A 19145-nucleotide genomic window follows, 5' to 3' on the forward strand; every position below is an offset into this window, starting at 1 on the left:
ATGGCCGGACATCCATCTTGGGAGTGTTTGTCGTGAGCATGCAACAACAGATCGAGGCCAAACTGGCCGCCTTGTCCCCCAGTCATCTGGAAGTGATCAACGAGAGCTATATGCACCGGGTGGCGCCGGGTTCAGAGAGCCACTTCAAGGTCATTGTCGTGAGCCAGGCGTTCGAGGGGCAACGACTGATCGGTCGTCATCGTCAAGTCAACGGCCTGTTGGCCGACGAACTGGCTGGTGCTATTCATGCGCTGGCCCTGCATACCTATACCGAGGCTGAGTGGCAGCAGCGGGAGCAGGCGCCAACCACGCCGAGCTGTGTCAGCAAGTCCCCCTTCGCGTGATAATTGACGTTTTTATTACCTAATTTTTCAACAATTAACGGTTCCGTCACGAATCGGGGTGGCCGGTGTTCCATCTGTGGTCGATGGCGTCTCGGATTACTTTTTCTAATTACCTGTCTGGCGCACAAAAATACCCCCATAGGGTTAGTTGAACGAAAAATCCTTTAAAACCACGGCTTGCGGAGATGAGGAGGAAATATTCAATGGGGGTTAATTTTGTGATAGCGCGGGGATTTTCCCCATTTGGCATGGCAGCTAACTTGCCTAAGGTGGTAAACTCAGGCGCTTTTGAATGATCCTGTATGTTGCTAATTTGTTTGTTTTTTCGACATTTTGTCGCGATGTAGGCGGGCTCATTCAACAACTCGTCGTGATGTATTTCTCGGCGCTAACCAACCTGTCTTCCCTTAACGGTAGTGCAAGTGAGTATGATTACAATTAAAAGAGGACTGGACATCCCCGTGCTGGGTGCTCCGGAGCAAGTAATCTACGATGGCCCGGCCATCACCCGTGTTGCTACACTCGGCGAAGAGTTCGTGGGGATGCGTCCTACTATGTTCGTCAAAGTAGGTGATCGCGTCATTAAAGGTCAGGAGCTCTTCGAAGATAAGAAGAATCCCGGCGTTAAATTCACGGCCCCTGCCACCGGTGTGGTTTCTGAGATCAACCGTGGTGCCAAGCGTGTTCTGCAATCTGTCGTCATCGATCTCGATGGCTCCGACGAGCAGGTAACCTTTGAACACTTTGCGTCTGCCGAGCTTGCACAGCTCGAGCGCAGCAAGGTGCAGGAGATCCTGGTCGCGTCAGGTCAGTGGACCGCGCTGCGTACCCGTCCATTCAGCAAGGTGCCGGCAGTGGGTTCCACCCCCCGCGCCATCTTCGTCACCGCCATGGACACCAACCCGCTGGCTGCCAATGCCGAGCTCATCATCAAGGAACAGTCCCAGGCCTTCCTCGATGGTCTGGCTGTGCTGACCCGCCTGACCGATGGCGCCGTTCACGTCTGCAAGGGCGAGGCGAGCCTGCCCCATGCGACTTTGGCACAAGTCAAAGAAGCCGTCTTCGTCGGTCCGCACCCTGCCGGTCTGCCGGGCACCCACATCCACTTCCTGGACCCGGTCGGTGCCAAGAAAGTGCAGTGGCACATCAACTATCAAGATGTGATCGCCTACGGCAAGCTGTTCACCACGGGTCAGATCTTCACCGACAAGGTGATCTCCCTGGCCGGTCCGAACGTGGTCAAGCCGCGTCTGCTGCGCACCCGTCTGGGCGCCTGCATCAGCCAGTTGACCAACAACGAGCTGCGCGCCGACGAGAACCGTATCATCTCCGGTTCCATCCTGAGTGGTTCCAAGGCAGCGGGAGTCCATGACTACCTTGGCCGTTATCACAACCAGGTGAGCGTGCTGGGCGAAGGCCGTGAGAAAGAGTTCCTGGGCTGGGTCAACCCCAGTGCCAACAAGTTCTCCATCACCCGCACCACCTTGGCGCACCTGGTGAAAGGCAAGCTCATCAACTTCACGACCACCACCAACGGTAGTGATCGCTCCATGGTGCCTATCGGCAACTATGAGCGCGTGATGCCGCTCGACGTCCTGCCGACCCTGCTGCTGCGGGATCTGATCTCCGGTGACACCGACAACGCCCAGGCGCTCGGCTGTCTGGAGCTGGATGAGGAAGATTTGGCGCTTTGTACCTTCGTCTGCCCCGGCAAGACCGAGTACGGCCCGATCTTGCGTGAGTGCCTGACCAAGATAGAACTGGAAGGTTAAGCGATGAGTTTCAAGCAACTTCTTGAAAATATGGAACATCACTTCGAGCCGGGCGGCAAGTACGCTAAGTACTATGCCCTGTTCGAAGCGGCGTACACCCTGTTTTATACCCCCGGGTCCGTGACCCGCAATGCCGCTCACGTCCGTGACGCCATCGATCTGAAACGCATGATGATCATGGTGTGGCTGGCCGTGTTCCCGGCCATGTTCTGGGGCATGTACAACGTCGGCAACCAGTCCATCGCCGCCATCGCCCATCTGGGCAGCGCGGCCGGTGCCGATACCTGGCAATACACCATCGCCACCCTGCTGGGCGCCTCGCTGGATCCGGCTGTGGCCGGCATCGGCAGCAAGATGCTGATCGGTGCGGCGCACTTCTTCCCGATCTACATCACCGTCTTCATCGTCGGTGGTTTCTGGGAAGTGCTGTTCGCCATGGTGCGCAAGCACGAGATCAACGAAGGCTTCTTCGTGACCTCCATCCTGTTCGCGCTGATCGTGCCGCCCGAGCTGCCCCTGTGGCAAGCCGCCCTCGGCATTACCTTCGGCGTGGTGCTGGCCAAGGAAGTGTTCGGTGGTACCGGCAAGAACTTCCTGAACCCGGCGCTGGCGGGTCGTGCCTTCCTGTTCTTCGCCTACCCGGGCCAGATCTCCGGTGATGCCGTCTGGGTTGCCGTCGATGGCTATTCAGGTGCAACTGCACTGAGCCAGTGGGCCCAGGGCGGCCAGATGGCGCTGATCAACGGTGCGACTGGCGAAGCCATCAGCTGGATGGATGCCTTCCTCGGCAACCTGCCGGGCTCCATCGGTGAAGTCTCCACCCTGATGATCCTCATCGGTGCGGCCATGATCGTCTACATGCGGATCGCCTCCTGGCGCATCATCGCCGGTGTGATGATCGGTATGGTTGCGACCTCTCTGCTGTTCAACGTCATCGGTTCCGATACCAACCCCATGTTCAACATGCCGTGGCACTGGCATCTGGTGCTGGGCGGCTTCGCCTTTGGTATGGCGTTCATGGCGACCGATCCGGTCTCCGCTGCCTTTACCAACAAGGGCAAGTGGTGGTACGGCGCCCTCATCGGCGTCATGGTGGTGCTGATCCGGGTGGTGAACCCCGCGTTCCCGGAAGGCATGATGTTGGCCATTCTGTTTGCCAACCTGTTTGCCCCCTTGTTTGACCATTTCGTGGCACAGGCGAACATCAAGCGGAGGATCGCACGTGGCGTTTAATAAAGACTCTACTATCGGCACCCTCACCGTCGTAACCGGTCTGTGCCTGGTCTGTTCCATCGTGGTCTCCGTGGCCGCCGTGGGACTGCGTCCGGCCCAGCTGGAAAACAAGGCGCTGGACAAGCAAAGCAATATCCTGTCCGTCGCCGGTGTCGATGTCAGTTCTGTGGCCAAGCGTGACCTGGCCCAGTTGTATGGCGACAAGATTGAAGCGCGTCTGGTGGATTTGACTACCGGTGAGTTCGTTGACGGCGATGCCGACAACTTCGACACCAAGGTCGCCGCCAAGGATCCGGCCCAGAACATCCGTCTGGCCCCGGCCGACGACAAGGCTGGCCTGCGTCAAATCTCCAAGCTGGTTCCCGTGTTCTTTGCCAAGGATGCCGACGGCAAGGTCGACAACATCATCCTGCCGATCTACGGCCAGGGTCTGTGGTCCACCATGTATGCCTTCGTCGCGGTCGCGGCCGACGGTCAGACCGTCAAGGGCATCACCTACTATGATCACGGCGAAACCCCGGGTCTGGGCGGCGAGATCGAGAACCCGGCCTGGCGCGAACTGTTCGTCGGCAAGAAGCTGTTCGATCAGGACGGTCAGCCGGCGCTGCGCGTGATCAAGGGCCATGCTCCGGCAGGCTCCGAGCATGAAATCGATGGCCTGTCCGGCGCAACCCTGACCGGCAATGGCGTACAGCACACCTTCGACTTCTGGATGGGTCCCAAGGGCTTCGGTCCCTTCCTGGCCAAGGTACGTGCAGGAGAAATCAACAATGGCTGACAAGAGCGAAATGAAAAAATTGCTGTTGACGCCTGTGCTCGGCAACAACCCCATCGCACTGCAGGTGCTGGGTGTCTGTTCCGCGCTGGCCGTTACCAGCCAGATGAAGACAGCGTTCGTGATGACGCTGGCCGTTACCGCGGTCACCGCCTTCTCCAACCTGTTCATCTCCTTGATCCGCAACCACATTCCGAACAGCGTGCGGATCATCGCCCAGATGGCGGTGATCGCGTCCCTGGTTATCGTGGTTGACCAGGTGCTCAAGGCGTATGCCTATGACATCTCCAAGCAGCTGTCGGTGTTCGTCGGCCTCATCATCACCAACTGTATCGTGATGGGTCGTGCCGAAGCCTATGCCATGAAGAGTGCCCCGCTGCCCTCCTTCCTGGATGGCATCGGCAACGGTCTGGGCTACGGTGCCGTGCTGCTGGCCGTGGCCACGGTGCGCGAGATCCTGGGGTCCGGCACCTGGTTCGGCATCGAGCTGCTGCCGCTGGTGAACAACGGTGGCTGGTATGTGCCTAACGGCCTGCTGCTGCTGCCGCCGAGTGCATTCTTCATCATTGGTCTGATCATCTGGGGCGTACGCACCAAGGATCCCAAGCAGGTGGAGGCAAAGGATTAAGGTATGGAACACTATCTGAGTCTGTTGATTCGTTCGATCTTCATCGAAAACCTGGCGCTCTCCTTCTTCCTGGGGATGTGTACCTTCCTGGCGGTGTCCAAGAAGGTCAAGACCGCCATGGGTCTGGGTATCGCCGTGATTGTGGTACAGACTGTTGCCGTACCGGCCAACAACCTGATCTACAACTATGTGCTGAAAGACGGCGCCCTGGTACAGGGCCTGGATCTGAGCTTCCTGAGCTTCATCACCTTCATCGGTGTGATTGCGGCCCTGGTACAGATCCTGGAGATGGCGCTGGACAAGTATTTCCCCGCGCTCTACAACGCCCTGGGTATCTTCCTGCCGCTCATCACCGTGAACTGCGCCATCTTCGGTGGCGTCTCCTTTATGGTGCAGCGTGACTACAACTTCGTGGAGTCTGTGGTCTATGGCGTGGGCTCGGGTGCCGGTTGGATGCTGGCCATCGTCGCGATGGCAGGGATCCGCGAGAAGATGAAGTATTCCGATGTTCCGGAAGGCCTGCGTGGCCTCGGCATCACCTTCATCACCGCGGGTCTGATGGCGCTGGGCTTCATGTCCTTCTCTGGTATTTCCCTGTAATCGGAAAGGAAATATAGATGGAAATTATTCTGGGTGTGGTCATGTTCACCGTGATCCTGCTGGCCCTGGTAGCAGTTATTCTGTTCGCCAAGTCCAAGCTGGTGACCGCGGGTGACGTGACAATCAGCATCAACGGCGACCCGGCCAAGGCTGTCACCAGCCCGGCGGGTGGCAAGCTGCTCGGCGTCCTGGCCGGCAGCGGTATCTTCGTCTCCTCCGCTTGTGGCGGCGGTGGCTCCTGTGGTCAGTGCAAGGTGCGGGTGAAGTCCGGCGGCGGCGACATCCTGCCGACCGAGCTGGATCACATCAGCAAGGGCGAGGCCCGTCATGGCGAGCGTCTGGCCTGCCAGGTCACCGTGCGCGCCGACATGGACATCGAGCTGCCCGAAGAGATCTTCGGGGTGAAGAAGTGGGAATGTACCGTCATCTCCAATGACAACAAGGCCACCTTCATCAAGGAACTCAAGCTGCAGATCCCGGATGGCGAGAGCGTGCCGTTCCGCGCCGGTGGTTATATCCAGATCGAAGCCCCTGCACACCACGTGCAGTACAAGAACTTCGATATTCCCGAGGAATATCGCGGTGATTGGGATCGCTTCAAGATCTTCGAGCTGGAGTCCAAGGTCAATGAGCCGATCATCCGTGCTTATTCCATGGCCAACTATCCGGAAGAGTTCGGCATCATCATGCTGAACGTGCGGATCGCGACCCCGCCGCCGAGCAACTGGACTGCGCCTCCCGGCCAGATGTCCTCCTACATCTTCAACCTGAAAGCAGGGGACAAGGTGACCATCTCCGGTCCGTTCGGCGAATTCTTCGCGAAAGACACCGACGCCGAAATGGTGTTCATCGGTGGTGGTGCGGGCATGGCGCCGATGCGCTCCCACATCTTCGATCAGCTGCGTCGCCTGAAGACCAAGCGCAAGATGAGCTTCTGGTACGGTGCCCGTTCCAAGCGCGAGATGTTCTATGTCGAGGACTTCGACATGCTGGCCGCCGAGAACGAGAACTTCACCTGGAACGTCGCCCTGTCTGATCCGCAACCGGAAGACAACTGGGATGGCTACACCGGCTTCATCCACAACGTGCTGTTCGAGAACTATCTCAAGAACCACGAGGCGCCGGAAGATTGCGAGTTCTACATGTGCGGGCCTCCCGTCATGAACGCGGCCGTCATCAACATGCTGAAAAACCTCGGTGTTGAAGACGAAAACATCCTGCTGGATGACTTTGGTGGTTAATCCATGCACAGCGTTGTAAAGACCTGGCTAGCCTTCGGGCTAGCCTTTTTCTTGACTGGGTGCGGTCAGGAAACGGTCCAATCCAAACCGGAGATCCACATCACCGGCAGCACCATGGGTACCTACTACTCCATCAAGGTGGCGGATGACGCCGTCCAGGATGGAGCCAAATTACAGGCCGAGGTCGATGTCCTGCTGGAGCGGGTCAACGATCAGATGTCCACCTACAGACCGGACTCCGAGCTGTCCCGCTTCAACCAGCACAAGGACAACACGCCCGTGGTGGTCTCCCGGGACACCGCACGGGTGGTGACCGAGGCCATACACATTGGCCGCGAGAGCCGCGGCGCGCTGGACGTGACCGTGGGCCCCCTGGTCAATCTGTGGGGCTTTGGCCCGGACGCGAAACCGACCAAGGTGCCGTCCGATGAATTGATAAGCCAGACTCGCCAGAAGACGGGGCTGGGCAACTTGCACGTGATTGCCTCTGCCGATGCGGATACCCTGCAAAAAGACATCCCGGATCTCTACGTGGATCTCTCCGCCATCGCCAAGGGCTTCGGGGTGGACAAGGTCGCCGAGTATCTGGAATCCTTGGGGGCACGCAACTACCTGGTGGAAATAGGCGGTGAGCTGCGCCTCAACGGGGTCAACGGCAAGGGGCACCCCTGGCGGGTGGCCATCGAGAAGCCGACCGTCAATGCCGGCTCGGTGCAGGAGGTGATCCAGCCCGGGGACAACGGCGTGGCCACCTCGGGGGATTATCGCAACTACTACGAGATGGATGGCAAGCGCTTCTCCCACACCATCGATCCGCTGACGGGCAAGCCCATTCAGCATCGGATGGTGTCGGTGACCGTGATCCACCCTTCCTGCATGACCGCGGACGGGCTGGCGACGGCGCTCACCGTCATGGGGCCAGAGAAAAGCCTGGCCTATGCCAAGGAGCAGGGGCTGGCCATCTTCGTGATCACCAAGACGGACGATGGCTTCGAAGAGTCCTACTCGGATGCCTTCAAGCCCTATCTGGTGAAGAAGTAATGAACGGCCATCCCTTCGGGGGTGGCGTTGACGTATTGAGTGCACGGGTGCCTCTCGCGGCATCCGGTTAAACAGTAAGGGGTAATAGCATGCAGACTTTTCTGATTACCTTCGGGGTGTTTCTGGCGGTGGTGGTGGCCATGGCCATCGGTTACATCTTCCAGAAGAAGACCATCTCCGGCTCCTGTGGCGGCCTTGGCACCATCGGGATCGAAAAGGAGTGCGACTGCCCGGAGCCCTGTGACAACCGCAAGCAGAAGATGGCGAAGGAAGAGGCCCGTCGCAAGATGCTGGAAGAGCACCGCATCATCTGAGCGGCACAGTCGTCATGGCGCCTGACAGAGCGAGCCAACCTTGAGGTCGGCTCGCTTTTTTGTGGGCAAGAGTCAGTGCTCAGTAATCGTATTGTTGGCAGGATTTTTTATTGAACTCGGCCTTCCTGCGGGTCAGCTCCTCCCGGGTACCCAGTTCATCCCCTTGCTTGATGGCTTTTTCCAGTATTTCGATGCGCTCGAACAGCCAGCTGCACTCGGCGGTCGGGTGATCCTTGGCCGCCGTGATGATGGGCAGCAGACAGAGTCCCAGCCAGATCTTGTTCATCCCTCTTCCTCCTTGATGATGGGTGCCTGAAGAGTCTATATGCTCCCCGCGTTGCTGCGACTGGCAGAAATCACAGCACTGGGGTAGCATGGGCTCAGTTAACTGTTTATTTGTACAGTATCATGCGCAAGATCATTCACATCGACATGGACTGCTTCTTCGCGGCGGTGGAGATGCGGGACAATCCGGCCCTGCGAGAGGTGCCGCTCGCCATCGGTGGCTCGGCGGACAGGCGCGGGGTCATCTCTACCTGCAACTATGTGGCGCGCCGCTTCGGGGTGCGCTCTGCCATGCCGAGCGGGCTGGCCAAGAAGCTCTGCCCGCCGCTGGTGCTGATCCCGGGTCGCATGGCGGTCTACAAGGAGGTCTCCCGCCAGTTGAGGGGGATCTTCCTGCGCTACACCGAACTGGTGGAGCCCCTCTCCCTCGATGAAGCCTATCTGGACGTGACGGAGAGCCCCCATTGTGGCGGCAGCGCCACCCTGATGGCCGCCGAGATCCGCGCCGCGATCAACGCCGAGCTGGGGCTGACCGCCTCCGCCGGGGTGGCGCCCAACAAGTTTCTGGCCAAGCTCGCCTCCGAGCAGCGCAAGCCGGACGGCCTGTTCGTCATCCGGCCCCAGGAGGTGGACGAGTTCGTGCGCCTGCTCCCCCTGGCCAAGTTGCCCGGTATTGGCCGCAAGACCGCCGATCGGCTGGAGTCCCAGGGGCTCTACTCCTGCGAGGATGCCAGGGCCATGAGCAGTGAGGAGCTGATCGCCCGCTTCGGCAAGTTGGGGGAGATGCTGACCGGTCGCATCTGGGGGCTGGACGATCAGCCGGTACAGGCTTCCAGGGTGCGCAAGAGTGTGGGGGTGGAGACCACCCTCAGCAGCGATGTGCTGGACGAGGAGGCTTGCTGGGCCGTGCTGAGCCGGCTCATCCCAGAGCTGGAGCTGCGCTTTGCCAGGGATTGCCCCGCCGAGATGCTGATGGGGCAGGGGATCAAACTCAAGTTTGCCGATTTTCAGCAGACCACCGTCTATCGCAAGGGGAGCTATCAGGCCGCCCGTTTTCACGATCTGCTGCACGAAGGGTTACACAGGGCTCAAGGAAAACCCATTCGCCTGCTCGGACTGGTGGTGGGGCTGCCGAGTAGCGGGGAGCGCAATCAACTTAGCCTGGATCTGGGCTGATTTAGTTAAGTTTCTGTTTCCAAATCCGATACAGTGGTTACATCTGTAGAAGTTAGGAAATCATGCATGAGTTCTCTTTCTGTTCAGGGACGGATCACCCTGATAGCCGGTTGTTGCCTCCTGGCCAGTGCCGCTGCACTGGTCGCCTCATCCCTCTTCAACGCGGCCCGTATGCAGGAGCAGGTGCTCGCTTCCACTACCCTGGAGGCGCAGCACGCGGCAGAAAACTGGATGCAGGCCATGGGCGCTACCCAGGCGGCCAGAGTGACCAGCTACCTCGACGAGGCCTATTTTCGCGCCACCTTGCTGGCCGAGAATATTTTGTTTCAGCGCAAGAATGCAGCGGATAACTTCGTTCACTCCGAGGCATTGCGCGGCGCCGTGAATCAACAGCTGCAGGATGCAGCGGAATCCTCTGCCAACATGATCGGTGTCTACGGCGTGTTCGAGCCCAATCAGCTGGATGGCGAAGATGCCAACTATCAGGGCTCGACCGCCCTCGGGGCCAACGACAAGGGACGTTTCTCCAGCTACTGGGCCAGGGTGGACGGCAAGGTGACCCTGGAGGTGATGGACGAAGCCATGCTGGCGAATGCCAAGCCGGGCGCCAACGGCCATCCCGAGAACGAGTGGTACAAGTGCAGCATCCAGTCACGGGCCCTCTGTCTGCTGGAACCCTATCTCGACGAGGTGGGTGACCAGCAGGTGTTGATGACGTCTGTGACGGCTCCCTTGCTGGAGGAGGGCAACCTGCTCGGCATGGTGGGGGTCGATATCTCGCTGACCACCCTGCAGAGCCTGGTGGAGGAGATGGGCAAGACCCTGTATGGCGGACAGGGCAAGGTGCTGCTGCTCAGCCACGAGGGGCGGGTCGCCGGGGTGGAGGGCTTCCAGATCGCCCCGGGCAGTACGCTTGAGCAGCAGGACAAGGGGTTGGTGAGCGACCTCAACGGCTGGCTCGGCAAGGGGGAGGTGGTGACGCGCTGGAGCCCGGACGGCGCCCTGCTGCAGACCTTCGTGCCGGTACGCATGCGCGGCACGGATCGCAAGTGGGGTATCTATATCGAGCTGCCTCGCGCCGTGGTACTCGCCTCCGCCCTGCAGTTGCAGGGGGATCTCGAGAGCCAGTCCGACCGTAGCGTCCTCTCCCAGCTGTTCATCGGTGGCGTCATCTCGCTGCTCGCCCTGCTCTGCATCTGGTGGATGGCGCAGCGCATCGTCGCCCCCATCCGCACCGTGGTGGCCCGTCTCAAGGACATCGCCAGCGGGGAGGGGGATCTGACCCAGCGGATCAACTTGCAGCGGGACGACGAGATTGGCGAGTTGGCCAAGTGGTTCAACAACTTCCTCGACAAGCTGCAGAGCACCATCAGTCAGGTGATCGATACCGTGGCGGGCACCCGGGCCAGTGCGGTGCAGGCGGCGCAAGGGGCGGATCGCACCAGCGCCGGCATGCAGGCCCAATATCAGGAGGTGGATCTGGTGGCGACCGCGTTCGAGGAGCTGAGCGCCACCGCCTTGCAGGTGGCGGGAGATGCGAACTCGGCGGTACAGGCTGCCAACCAGGCCGACAGGGCCGCCCAGGAGGGCAAGGCGGTGGTGGCGGATACCCAGGCGGCCATGTCCCGCCTGATGGTGGTCATCAGCGATGCCAAGCCGGTGGTGGAGCGGCTGGCCGCCAATAGCGACAACATCAACGACATCCTGGCGGTGATCCAGGGGATCGCCGAACAGACCAACCTGCTGGCCCTCAATGCCGCCATCGAGGCCGCCCGCGCCGGAGAGCAGGGCCGCGGTTTTGCGGTGGTGGCCGACGAGGTGCGCAACCTGGCGGGGCGCACCCAGAATGCCATCGTCGAGATCCAGAACCTCATCAGTCAGCTGCAGTCAGGCACCGAGGCGGTGGTCAAGGCGATCATGACGGGTCACAGCCAGGCGGACGTGACGCTGACCAAGGTGGAGCTGTCGGTGAGCGTGCTCGAGCAGATCATCCAGGCGGTCAGCACCATCCATCAGATGAACGAGCAGATCGCGACGGCAGCCCAGGAGCAGAGCGGGGTGGCGGACGAGATCAATCGCAACGTCAGCAACATCCGCGAGGTGAGCCACAGCATCCGGGCCGAGGCGGCGACCTCCGCCGACAACGGACGGGAACTGTCGCAACTGGCGGACAAGCAGCAGCATCTGGTGGGGCAGTTCAAAGTATAAGGATTACAAAAAAGGCGCCATCCAACCGGAGGCGCCAAACACATTCAGATGACAGACTGGGTTAAATCCGATGGATTTAGCCCTTTCTTCCCGCAGAGGAAGAAACACAACACCACAATCATTGTCGGCTCGCTCACAAAAACCACATGTAAACCAACATGGAAGCAAAGAATGCGAGCCATATGACAACTGATTGCGAGGCGAATTATGTTTATTCACTGGTCGACCCGCAACCGACAATTTATAATGCGCCCCATTAGAAAAATTCATCGTCGGCCGATCCCATGTCTCGTCGTTTACCTCCGCTCAATGCACTGAAAGCGTTTGAAGCAGCGGCTCGTCACCTGAGTTTCACCCGGGCAGCGGAAGAGCTGTTCGTGACTCAGGCCGCCATCAGCCACCAGATCAAGGCGCTGGAAGAGTATCTCGGCATCAAGTTGTTTCGCCGCAAGAACCGTTCCCTGCTGCTGACCGAAGAGGGTCAGAGCTACTTCCTCGACATCAAGGACATCTTCGCCTCCATCTCCGAGGCCACTGACAAGTTGCTGGCCCGCAGCGCCAAGGGGGCGCTCACCGTCAGCCTGCAGCCGAGCTTCGCCATCCAGTGGCTGGTGCCAAGGCTGGTGAAATTCAGCGAGCGTCACCCGGATATCGACGTGCGGATCAAGGCGGTCGACATGGACGAAGGGTCCCTCACCGACGATGTGGACGTGGCCATCTATTACGGTCGCGGCAACTGGCCGGGGCTGCGCTCGGACAAGCTGCATACCGAGTATCTGATCCCGGTCTGTGCCCCTCTGCTGCTGAGCGGCCCCAAGCCCCTGCGCACGCCGGAGGATCTGACCCGCCATACCCTGCTGCACGATACCTCCCGCCGCGACTGGAAGGCCTGGTTCCGTCAGCTCGATATCGATGCGCCCAACGTGAACCAGGGGCCCATCTTCAGCCACTCCACCATGGTGATCCAGGCGGCCATCCATGGCCAGGGGGTGGCGCTCGGCCACAGCGTGCTGGCCCAGCCGGAGATCGAGGCGGGTCGCCTTATCTGCCCGTTCGAGCAAGTGCTGGTGAGCAAGAACGCCTTCTACCTGGTGTGCCAGGAGCAGCAGTCCGATCAGGGCAAGATAGTGGCCTTTCGCGACTGGATGCTGGAGCTGGTGGAGCAGGAGGAGGCCCGCCGGCGGGCCCGACTCGCCGATGGCTGAGGCGCTGAATGTGATCCGGGAGGGGGCGAGCGACGCCCCCGTTCGCATTCTGCTGGCCCATGGTGCCGGTGCCAGCATGGAGCACGATTTCCTCGCCCGGCTCTCGGCCCTGCTGGCGGGGCCGGATATCGAGGTCGTGCGTTTCAATTTCCCCTACATGAGCAAGCGCGCCCTGGATGGCAAGCGCCGCCCGCCGGACCGGCAGCCCGTGCTGCTCGCCCATTGGCGGGAGATGGCGGAGGCCTTTGCCCATTCCAGGCTGTTTGTGGCGGGCAAATCCATGGGGGGACGGATGGCGGCGGAAATTGCCGACGAGATGAATGCTGCAGGATTGCTCATTCTCGGGTATCCTTTCCACCCCCCGGCCAAGCCCGACAGCTGGCGGGGCGAGGTGCTCAAGCAAATCAAGACGCCGACCCTGCTGTTGCAGGGGGAGCGCGACACCTTCGGCACTCGCGTCGAACTGGCTGACTTCCCCTTCTCACCCGCCGTATCGGTCCACTGGCTGACCGATGGTGACCATGGCTTCAAGCCGAGGAAGGCGAGCGGGCTCAGCGAGCAGGATAACCTGCGGCTGGCCGCGGACAGCATGAGAGACTTCATCACGGCTACCCCGAGCCGGGGCTGATCGCTTGATAACAAGGAGAGAAGGATGCATATCCAGCGACACTGGCTGGTACTGGCCGGGTTCTTCGGCCTGACGGCCACCATGCTGGGGGCCTATGGGGCCCACGGACTGGCGGCGACCGGGATCAGTCCCGAGCGTCTGGCGGCGTTTCATACCGCCGTGCAATATCAATTTTTTCACGCACTGGCCCTGTTGATCCTGGGTTGGTGCGGGGTGCGCGGCAAGGTGATCACCTTCACCGGTACCGCGTTTGTGCTGGGGATCCTGGGATTTTCCGGCAGTATTTATGCCATGGTGCTGCTTGGCAGCAAGGGGCTGGGGCTCATCACCCCGGCCGGTGGCCTCTGTTTTATGTTGGGATGGGCGGCTCTGATATGGGCCGGCTGTCGTCTTGGAGGAAAGAATGAATAATCTGCTGCTGTATTGCCGCCCGGGTTTTGAGAAAGAGGCGGCGGCAGAGATCACCGAGCGTGCCGGCAACATGCAGTGCTACGGTTTCGCCCGGGTCAAGGACGACAGCGGTTATGTGATCTTCGAGTTGTATGACGAGGAGCAGGCGGATCTGCTGGCGCGCAAGCTGCCGTTCCGTGAGCTCATCTTCATCCGCCAGATGCTGGTAGTGACCCATGAGCTCAAAGATCTGAGTCTCTCGGATCGGGTCACCCCCATCCTGGAGGCGGCCAGTGAGTACGCCATCTGCGGCGATCTGCGGGTGGAAACCGCCGATACCAACGAGGCGAAAGAGCTGTCGGCCTTCTGCCGCAAGTTCACCGTGCCCCTGCGCCAGGCCTTGCGCGGCAAGGATATTCTGACCAAGAAGGAGACGCCGCACCGCCCGGTGTTCCACGCCTTCTTCCTGGCGAACGACCACCTGATGCTGGGTTACTCCTACTCGTTCAACAACTCCGAATTCCACATGGGCATCCCGCGTCTGCGCTGCCCGGCGGATGCCCCGAGCCGCTCCAGCCTCAAGCTGGAAGAGGCCTTCTACGTGTTCGTGCCGAAGGAAGAGTGGGACTTGCGTCTCACCTCCGGCATGAAGGCGGTGGATCTCGGTGCCTGCCCGGGTGGCTGGACCTATCAGCTGGTGCGCCGTGGCATGATGGTGACCGCGGTGGACAACGGCATGATGGCCCAATCCCTGATGGACACCGGTCAGGTCAAGCACATCCGTGACGATGGCTTCGTCTGGCGGCCGAGCAAGAAGAACATCTACTGGCTGGTATGCGACATGGTGGACAAGCCGGCCCGGGTGACTCACATGGTGGCCGACTGGTTCAGGGAGAACGACTGCCAGGAGGCGATGTTCAACCTCAAGCTGCCGATGAAGAAGCGCTACGCCGAAGCGGTGCACAATATCGAGGTGCTGCGCGGTCTGCTCAAGGAGATCGACAACGCCTTCGTCATCCAGGCCAAGCAGCTCTATCACGATCGTGAAGAGATCACGGTACACGTCTACAACAAGTACTGGGTCTCCAAGCTGGAAGCCAAGGCATAAGCTACCCGCCGATGTCCTCTGCGCCCGAGAAGGGCTCATGGGGTCGATGGCATAAGCGATAAAAACGAAACCGGACGGGCCACCCCGTCCGGTTTCGTGCTATCTGGGACCATCAGAAGCGATAGTCGACCCGCATCATGGACTCGTCATCCGTGAGCTTGAGCTCCACCTGCAGGGGAATGGTCTTGTCGCTCGGGTTGAACTGCATCTTGACTCCATCTCCCCTGAGTTTGACGGCGGTATTGATGCCGCTGACATTGAACTTGATCCTGGGTTTCTGCTTCTCGAAGGAAAGAGTCACGCTCTTCTCGGCGGTCAGATTCAGTTTCTGGTAGGGGGTGATGGTGCGGGAGCCATTGCTGTCGGTCATGACGTCCACGCCAAAAGAGAGAGGTTTGGGGGCCTGGAGCAAGTCATTGGTATCCACGGTGGATTGCCAGACCTGCTTGGCGGGTTCGGCCTGCTGGGGCGGCGGTGTCAGCCAAGCATTGTCGATGGGCCTGTCCAGGGCCATGGCAGCGCTGCTGAAAAACAGCAAGATGAAGGTCACGCGCATAGTGGATCTCCTTATCCTCCCTTTGAACATAGTATTCATCTGGCGAGGGGGGTAGGGGGATCCGGGATAAAACAAAGGGAGCCTAAGCTCCCTTTTTAAATCAATGAGTTGCTCGCAATCACAGGCGGTCGATGATGGCCTGGGTGAACTCGCTGGTGGAGGCTGAGCCCCCGAGATCCCGCGTCACGCGATCACCGGATTCGATAGTGGCTCGTACCGCATCGCGGATACGCTCGGCCTTGTCCTGCATCCCCAGATACTCCAGCATCTGGATGGAAGCGAGGATCACCGAGGTCGGGTTGGCGATGTTCTTGCCCGCGATATCCGGCGCCGAGCCGTGTACTGCCTCGAAGATAGCCGCCCCTTCACCGATGTTGGCACCCGGCGCCATGCCGAGCCCGCCCACCAGACCGGCGCAGAGATCCGAGAGGATGTCGCCAAACAGGTTGGTGGTGACCATGACATCGAAACGCTCCGGGTACATCACCAGGTTCATGCAGGCGGCGTCGACGATCATCTCTTCGCTCTGGATGTCCGGATAGCGACTGGCCACTTCCCGCGCCACTTCCAGGAACAGGCCCGAGGTGGACTTGAGGATGTTGGCCTTGTGAATGATGGTGACCTTCTTGCGCCCTTCCTGGCGTGCCAGCTCGAAGGCGAAGGTGACGATGCGCTCGGCCCCGTCGCGGGTGATGATGCTCATCGCCTCGGCGCTCTGGTTGTCGCTGCTGCGCTTCTGGCCGGCGCCCGAGTACATGCCTTCGGTGTTCTCACGCACCGTGATGATATCGATGTTGTCGTAGCGGCTCTTGGTGCCCTTGAAGGAGATGACGGGGCGTACGTTGGCGTAGAGGTTGAACTTCTTGCGCAGGGAGACGTTGATGGAGGTAAAGCCGCCGCCGACCGGGGTGGTGAGCGGGCCCTTCAGGCTGACCTTGTTCTTCTCAATCAGATCCAGGGTAGCCTGGGGCAGCAGTTCGCCGTGCTTCTCCAGTGCGACCAGACCGGCGTCTGCGTATTCGTAGTCAAAATCACAACCGGCGTGGGTCAGGATCTGGATGGCGGATTCGATGATGCTGGGGCCGATGCCGTCGCCCGGAATGACGGTAATTTTTCTTTTTGACATGAGGCGTATCCACTTCTAGGGGACAGAGGGGGAGGATTCGGCGGTTTTATACCATTTTTGCACCACTTTCTCCATGTTTCTTTACATATCTCCCATTTATATCAACAGTCAGCCAGGCCAGAGATGGGCGTTATGCTGGCCGGTTTTCACTCATGGGATCGTGTCGGGCTGGGGCGGGTAGCGGATATCTTTCAGGTTGAAGCCGAGGGGGATGTCTCGCTGCAGCCTGACCAGCCGCTGGGCCAGCAGGGCTTCGTCTTTGTGCTGACGCAGCTTGAGCAGGGCCTTGCCTGCGTCTTCCTGCTCGCAGGCGATGAGCAGGCTGGCCAGATCCCCGTGCTGCTGCAACAGCTGGGTTGCCGTCTTGGGGCCGATGCCGGGGACCCCCTTGATGTTGGAGCCGCCTATGCCGGTCAGCGCCCAGAAGTCCACCAACTGGGCGGGGGCGACCCCATATTGCTGCTGGACGAAGGCCGCATCCAGCCAGCGCTTGTTGAAATGATCCCGAACCTGGATCTGCGGGCAGATGAGCTGGCAGAACCCCTTGTCGGTGGAGATGATGGTGGCCCTTGCCTCGTGCTGGGCCACCCCGCAGGCCAGCGTGGCGACGAGATCGTCCGCTTCGTCGGTTTCGGAGAGCAGCGCATCGACGCCGCACTCCCAGAAGGCATCCTGCAGCTCGGACAATCCCTCTTTCAACTCTGCCGGCATGGGGGTTCGCCCCTCCTTGTAGGCCGGATAGATCCCCTTGCGCCAGCTCTGCACATCGCTCTCCCCATCGAAGACCGCGATGGCGTGGGTCGGCTCACTGGCCGCCAGCAGCTTCTTGCAGGTATTGATGAGGTTGGCCCGGGTGGCGAGCAGCGCCTGGACCGGGGTGAGCCCCTGCTGGGCCTGTACGGCATGCAGGCGGCGGATGAGGTTGAGGGCATCGATGATGAGCAGGTGTGGCCTGGGCTGTGACATGGGGCTCTCTCGCAGATCTGGGAGCCCATTGTAACAACTGGGGGGCATGATGCTAACCCTCTCTTGACACAAGGTCTTGATAATGAAAGAGGAGCCTCTGGGCTCCTCTCTGGATCATCGCGTATTCGCGCTTGCCTATTTCACGATCTCGTAGCAGGGAATGTACTGGCTGCCAGGCAGCTTCATCCGCTGCTGCTTGACGAAACTTTCCAGCAGCCTGTCCATCAGGTGCATCAGCTCCTTGTCCCCGTGGATCTTGAAGGGCCCCTTCTTCTCGATGGCGCGGATGCCGCCTTCCTTCACGTTGCCCGCGACTATGCCCGAGAAGGCGCGGCGCAGGTTCGCCGCCAGCAGCTGGGGTGGCTGGTTGCGGTGCAGATCCAGGCTCGCCATGCTGGCGTGATCCGGCTCGAACGGCAGCTGGAACTCGGGCTCTATCCGCAGGGACCAGTTGAAGGAGTAGGCATCCCCCACCGACTTGCGGTACTCGCGGATCTTGGGCATGGCTTCTTTCATGACCCGCGCCACCTCGGGCGCATCGCCGATGATGATGCGATAGAGGCTGGTGGCCGTCTCGCCCAGGGTGGCCTTGACGAAATCGTCGATGGCGCGGAAGTAGTCGGCGCTCTCCTTGGGGCCGGTCAGCACGATGGGGATGGGTTGGCGCTCGTTGGCCGGGTGCATCATGATGCCGAGCAGATAGAGCAGCTCCTCGGCGGTGCCGACGCCGCCCGGGAAGATGATGATGCCGTGACCGAGGCGCACGAAGGCCTCCAGCCGCTTTTCGATGTCCGGCAGGATCACCAGCTCGTTGACGATGGGATTCGGCGGCTCGGCGGCGATGATGGAGGGCTCGGTCAGGCCGATGTAGCGGCCGTTGCGCACCCGCTGCTTGGCGTGGCCGACGGCGGCTCCCTTCATGGGGCCCTCCATGGCACCCGGGCCGCAGCCGGTGCAGATGTTGAGTTCCCGCAGCCCCAGCTCATTGCCCACCGCACGGGTGTATTGGTACTCCACCTCGTTGATGGAGTGACCCCCCCAGCAGACCACCATGTTGGGATCGGCCCCTGGCAGGATCGCCTTGGCGTTTCGCAAGATGGCGAACACCACGTTGGAGATATGGGTGGAGCTGGTCATGTTGACCTGGCGGTTGGACTCCAGCTGGGTGGTGACATAGAGGATGTCGCGCAGCACGGAGAAGAGATGTTCCTGGATGCCGCGGATGATTTCGCCATCGACGAAGGCATGCTCGGGGGCATTGAACAGCTCGAGTTTGACCCCGCGCTCGCGCCGGATCACGTGGATATCGAAAGATTTGAAGCGCTCCAGTATCTCCTTGGAGCTGTCGGTGTGACTGCCCGAGTTGAGTACCGCCAGCGAGCAGTTACGAAACAGTTGATAGATATCGCTGGAGGCGGTCTGCTTGAGGCGGTCCACCTCGAGTTGTGACAGCAAGTCCATGCTGCCGACTGGATTGATGTGGGTGATCATAATTTCCCCTTCACTCGCTTGTTATCGTTGTGTTTTCCCTGGGGAGAGAACGGGATGC

20 protein-coding genes are annotated in these 19145 nt (G+C 60.3%); 15 read left to right on the top strand and 5 right to left on the bottom strand.

What is annotated here, in order from left to right; genetic code table 11:
* Positions 1-38: 38 nt before the first annotated feature.
* The 9 genes from ACW5W7_RS06130 to nqrM all read left to right on the top strand — a co-directional run bounded on the left by ACW5W7_RS06130 (position 39) and on the right by nqrM (position 7948).
* On the top strand, positions 39-344 hold the full coding sequence (locus ACW5W7_RS06130) for a BolA family protein (RefSeq protein WP_456501301.1): 306 nt from the start codon (positions 39-41) through the stop codon (positions 342-344).
* A 428-nt stretch (positions 345-772) separates the two neighbouring features.
* Positions 773-2116 carry a Na(+)-translocating NADH-quinone reductase subunit A gene (locus tag ACW5W7_RS06135; protein WP_456501122.1) on the top strand — a complete coding sequence of 448 codons (1344 nt, stop codon included), beginning with the start codon at positions 773-775 and terminating at the stop codon, positions 2114-2116.
* Positions 2117-2119: 3 nt separating this feature from the next.
* A complete protein-coding gene (locus ACW5W7_RS06140; protein WP_456501123.1) occupies positions 2120-3349 on the top strand; it encodes an NADH:ubiquinone reductase (Na(+)-transporting) subunit B in 1230 nt (409 codons plus the stop codon).
* Complete coding sequence (locus tag ACW5W7_RS06145; protein WP_349921324.1) at positions 3339-4127, top strand: Na(+)-translocating NADH-quinone reductase subunit C; 789 nt, start codon at positions 3339-3341, stop codon at positions 4125-4127. Before ACW5W7_RS06140 ends, ACW5W7_RS06145 begins: the two co-directional genes overlap by 11 nt.
* Positions 4120-4752, top strand: coding sequence for an NADH:ubiquinone reductase (Na(+)-transporting) subunit D (locus ACW5W7_RS06150; protein ID WP_100857978.1), 633 nt, complete (start codon positions 4120-4122; stop codon positions 4750-4752). The genes ACW5W7_RS06145 and ACW5W7_RS06150 overlap by 8 nt, the downstream gene beginning before the upstream one ends.
* A gap of 3 nt (positions 4753-4755) precedes the next feature.
* Positions 4756-5352, top strand: coding sequence for an NADH:ubiquinone reductase (Na(+)-transporting) subunit E (gene nqrE, locus ACW5W7_RS06155; protein WP_100857979.1), 597 nt, complete (start codon positions 4756-4758; stop codon positions 5350-5352).
* 17 nt (positions 5353-5369) lie between these two features.
* On the top strand, positions 5370-6593 hold the full coding sequence (nqrF, locus tag ACW5W7_RS06160) for an NADH:ubiquinone reductase (Na(+)-transporting) subunit F (RefSeq protein WP_349921325.1): 1224 nt from the start codon (positions 5370-5372) through the stop codon (positions 6591-6593).
* 3 nt (positions 6594-6596) lie between these two features.
* Positions 6597-7634, top strand: a complete 1038-nt coding sequence (locus ACW5W7_RS06165; protein ID WP_456501124.1) for an FAD:protein FMN transferase — start codon at positions 6597-6599, stop codon at positions 7632-7634.
* Positions 7635-7723: 89 nt separating this feature from the next.
* Positions 7724-7948, top strand: a complete 225-nt coding sequence (gene nqrM / locus ACW5W7_RS06170) for a (Na+)-NQR maturation NqrM (protein ID WP_349921327.1) — start codon at positions 7724-7726, stop codon at positions 7946-7948.
* A gap of 79 nt (positions 7949-8027) precedes the next feature.
* Here the strand turns inward: nqrM and ACW5W7_RS06175 are convergent, their stop codons facing one another.
* Entirely contained in the window at positions 8028-8234 is a 207-nt protein-coding gene (locus ACW5W7_RS06175) for a hypothetical protein (RefSeq protein ID WP_456501125.1), read from the bottom strand.
* A 122-nt stretch (positions 8235-8356) separates the two neighbouring features.
* On the opposite strand from ACW5W7_RS06175, the gene dinB reads away from it, so the two are divergent.
* The 6 genes from dinB to rlmM all read left to right on the top strand — a co-directional run bounded on the left by dinB (position 8357) and on the right by rlmM (position 14948).
* Positions 8357-9409, top strand: a complete 1053-nt coding sequence (dinB, locus tag ACW5W7_RS06180; protein WP_456501126.1) for a DNA polymerase IV — start codon at positions 8357-8359, stop codon at positions 9407-9409.
* 66 nt (positions 9410-9475) lie between these two features.
* Positions 9476-11617: a methyl-accepting chemotaxis protein gene (locus tag ACW5W7_RS06185; RefSeq protein ID WP_349921330.1), complete on the top strand. Its 2142-nt coding sequence runs from the start codon at positions 9476-9478 to the stop codon at positions 11615-11617.
* 284 nt (positions 11618-11901) lie between these two features.
* A complete protein-coding gene (locus tag ACW5W7_RS06190; protein WP_349921331.1) occupies positions 11902-12822 on the top strand; it encodes a transcriptional regulator GcvA in 921 nt (306 codons plus the stop codon).
* Positions 12815-13450 (top strand): alpha/beta fold hydrolase, encoded by a 636-nt coding sequence (locus ACW5W7_RS06195; RefSeq protein ID WP_456501127.1) that lies wholly within the window; start codon positions 12815-12817, stop codon positions 13448-13450. The genes ACW5W7_RS06190 and ACW5W7_RS06195 overlap by 8 nt, the downstream gene beginning before the upstream one ends.
* A gap of 24 nt (positions 13451-13474) precedes the next feature.
* On the top strand, positions 13475-13861 hold the full coding sequence (locus ACW5W7_RS06200; protein WP_456501128.1) for a DUF423 domain-containing protein: 387 nt from the start codon (positions 13475-13477) through the stop codon (positions 13859-13861).
* Entirely contained in the window at positions 13854-14948 is a 1095-nt protein-coding gene (gene rlmM, locus ACW5W7_RS06205; protein ID WP_349921334.1) for a 23S rRNA (cytidine(2498)-2'-O)-methyltransferase RlmM, read from the top strand. Before ACW5W7_RS06200 ends, rlmM begins: the two co-directional genes overlap by 8 nt.
* Before the next feature lie 112 nt (positions 14949-15060).
* Here rlmM and ACW5W7_RS06210 read toward each other — a convergent pair whose 3' ends face one another.
* The 4 genes from ACW5W7_RS06210 to ppnN form a co-directional block, all read right to left on the bottom strand.
* Positions 15061-15504, bottom strand: coding sequence for a hypothetical protein (locus ACW5W7_RS06210; RefSeq protein ID WP_456501129.1), 444 nt, complete (start codon positions 15502-15504; stop codon positions 15061-15063).
* 118 nt (positions 15505-15622) lie between these two features.
* Entirely contained in the window at positions 15623-16630 is a 1008-nt protein-coding gene (locus ACW5W7_RS06215; protein ID WP_349921336.1) for an isocitrate dehydrogenase, read from the bottom strand.
* A 150-nt stretch (positions 16631-16780) separates the two neighbouring features.
* Positions 16781-17596 carry a flap endonuclease Xni gene (gene xni / locus ACW5W7_RS06220; protein ID WP_349921337.1) on the bottom strand — a complete coding sequence of 272 codons (816 nt, stop codon included), beginning with the start codon at positions 17594-17596 and terminating at the stop codon, positions 16781-16783.
* 135 nt (positions 17597-17731) lie between these two features.
* Positions 17732-19087, bottom strand: a complete 1356-nt coding sequence (ppnN, locus tag ACW5W7_RS06225) for a nucleotide 5'-monophosphate nucleosidase PpnN (protein WP_349921338.1) — start codon at positions 19085-19087, stop codon at positions 17732-17734.
* Between the last annotated feature and the right edge of the window lie 58 nt (positions 19088-19145).

The sequence above is a fragment of the Aeromonas intestinalis genome, assembly GCF_054052485.1.

Coding starts and splice junctions, on each gene's coding strand:
- ACW5W7_RS06130 (WP_456501301.1), top strand. CDS start 39: ATGCAACAACAGATCGAGGCCAAACTGGCCGCCTTGTCCCCCAGTCAT.
- ACW5W7_RS06135 (WP_456501122.1), top strand. CDS start 773: ATGATTACAATTAAAAGAGGACTGGACATCCCCGTGCTGGGTGCTCCG.
- ACW5W7_RS06140 (WP_456501123.1), top strand. CDS start 2,120: ATGAGTTTCAAGCAACTTCTTGAAAATATGGAACATCACTTCGAGCCG.
- ACW5W7_RS06150 (WP_100857978.1), top strand. CDS start 4,120: ATGGCTGACAAGAGCGAAATGAAAAAATTGCTGTTGACGCCTGTGCTC.
- nqrE (WP_100857979.1), top strand. CDS start 4,756: ATGGAACACTATCTGAGTCTGTTGATTCGTTCGATCTTCATCGAAAAC.
- nqrF (WP_349921325.1), top strand. CDS start 5,370: ATGGAAATTATTCTGGGTGTGGTCATGTTCACCGTGATCCTGCTGGCC.
- ACW5W7_RS06165 (WP_456501124.1), top strand. CDS start 6,597: ATGCACAGCGTTGTAAAGACCTGGCTAGCCTTCGGGCTAGCCTTTTTC.
- nqrM (WP_349921327.1), top strand. CDS start 7,724: ATGCAGACTTTTCTGATTACCTTCGGGGTGTTTCTGGCGGTGGTGGTG.
- ACW5W7_RS06175 (WP_456501125.1), bottom strand. CDS start 8,234: ATGAACAAGATCTGGCTGGGACTCTGTCTGCTGCCCATCATCACGGCG.
- dinB (WP_456501126.1), top strand. CDS start 8,357: ATGCGCAAGATCATTCACATCGACATGGACTGCTTCTTCGCGGCGGTG.
- ACW5W7_RS06185 (WP_349921330.1), top strand. CDS start 9,476: ATGAGTTCTCTTTCTGTTCAGGGACGGATCACCCTGATAGCCGGTTGT.
- ACW5W7_RS06190 (WP_349921331.1), top strand. CDS start 11,902: ATGTCTCGTCGTTTACCTCCGCTCAATGCACTGAAAGCGTTTGAAGCA.
- ACW5W7_RS06195 (WP_456501127.1), top strand. CDS start 12,815: ATGGCTGAGGCGCTGAATGTGATCCGGGAGGGGGCGAGCGACGCCCCC.
- ACW5W7_RS06200 (WP_456501128.1), top strand. CDS start 13,475: ATGCATATCCAGCGACACTGGCTGGTACTGGCCGGGTTCTTCGGCCTG.
- rlmM (WP_349921334.1), top strand. CDS start 13,854: ATGAATAATCTGCTGCTGTATTGCCGCCCGGGTTTTGAGAAAGAGGCG.
- ACW5W7_RS06210 (WP_456501129.1), bottom strand. CDS start 15,504: ATGCGCGTGACCTTCATCTTGCTGTTTTTCAGCAGCGCTGCCATGGCC.
- ACW5W7_RS06215 (WP_349921336.1), bottom strand. CDS start 16,630: ATGTCAAAAAGAAAAATTACCGTCATTCCGGGCGACGGCATCGGCCCC.
- xni (WP_349921337.1), bottom strand. CDS start 17,596: ATGTCACAGCCCAGGCCACACCTGCTCATCATCGATGCCCTCAACCTC.
- ppnN (WP_349921338.1), bottom strand. CDS start 19,087: ATGATCACCCACATCAATCCAGTCGGCAGCATGGACTTGCTGTCACAA.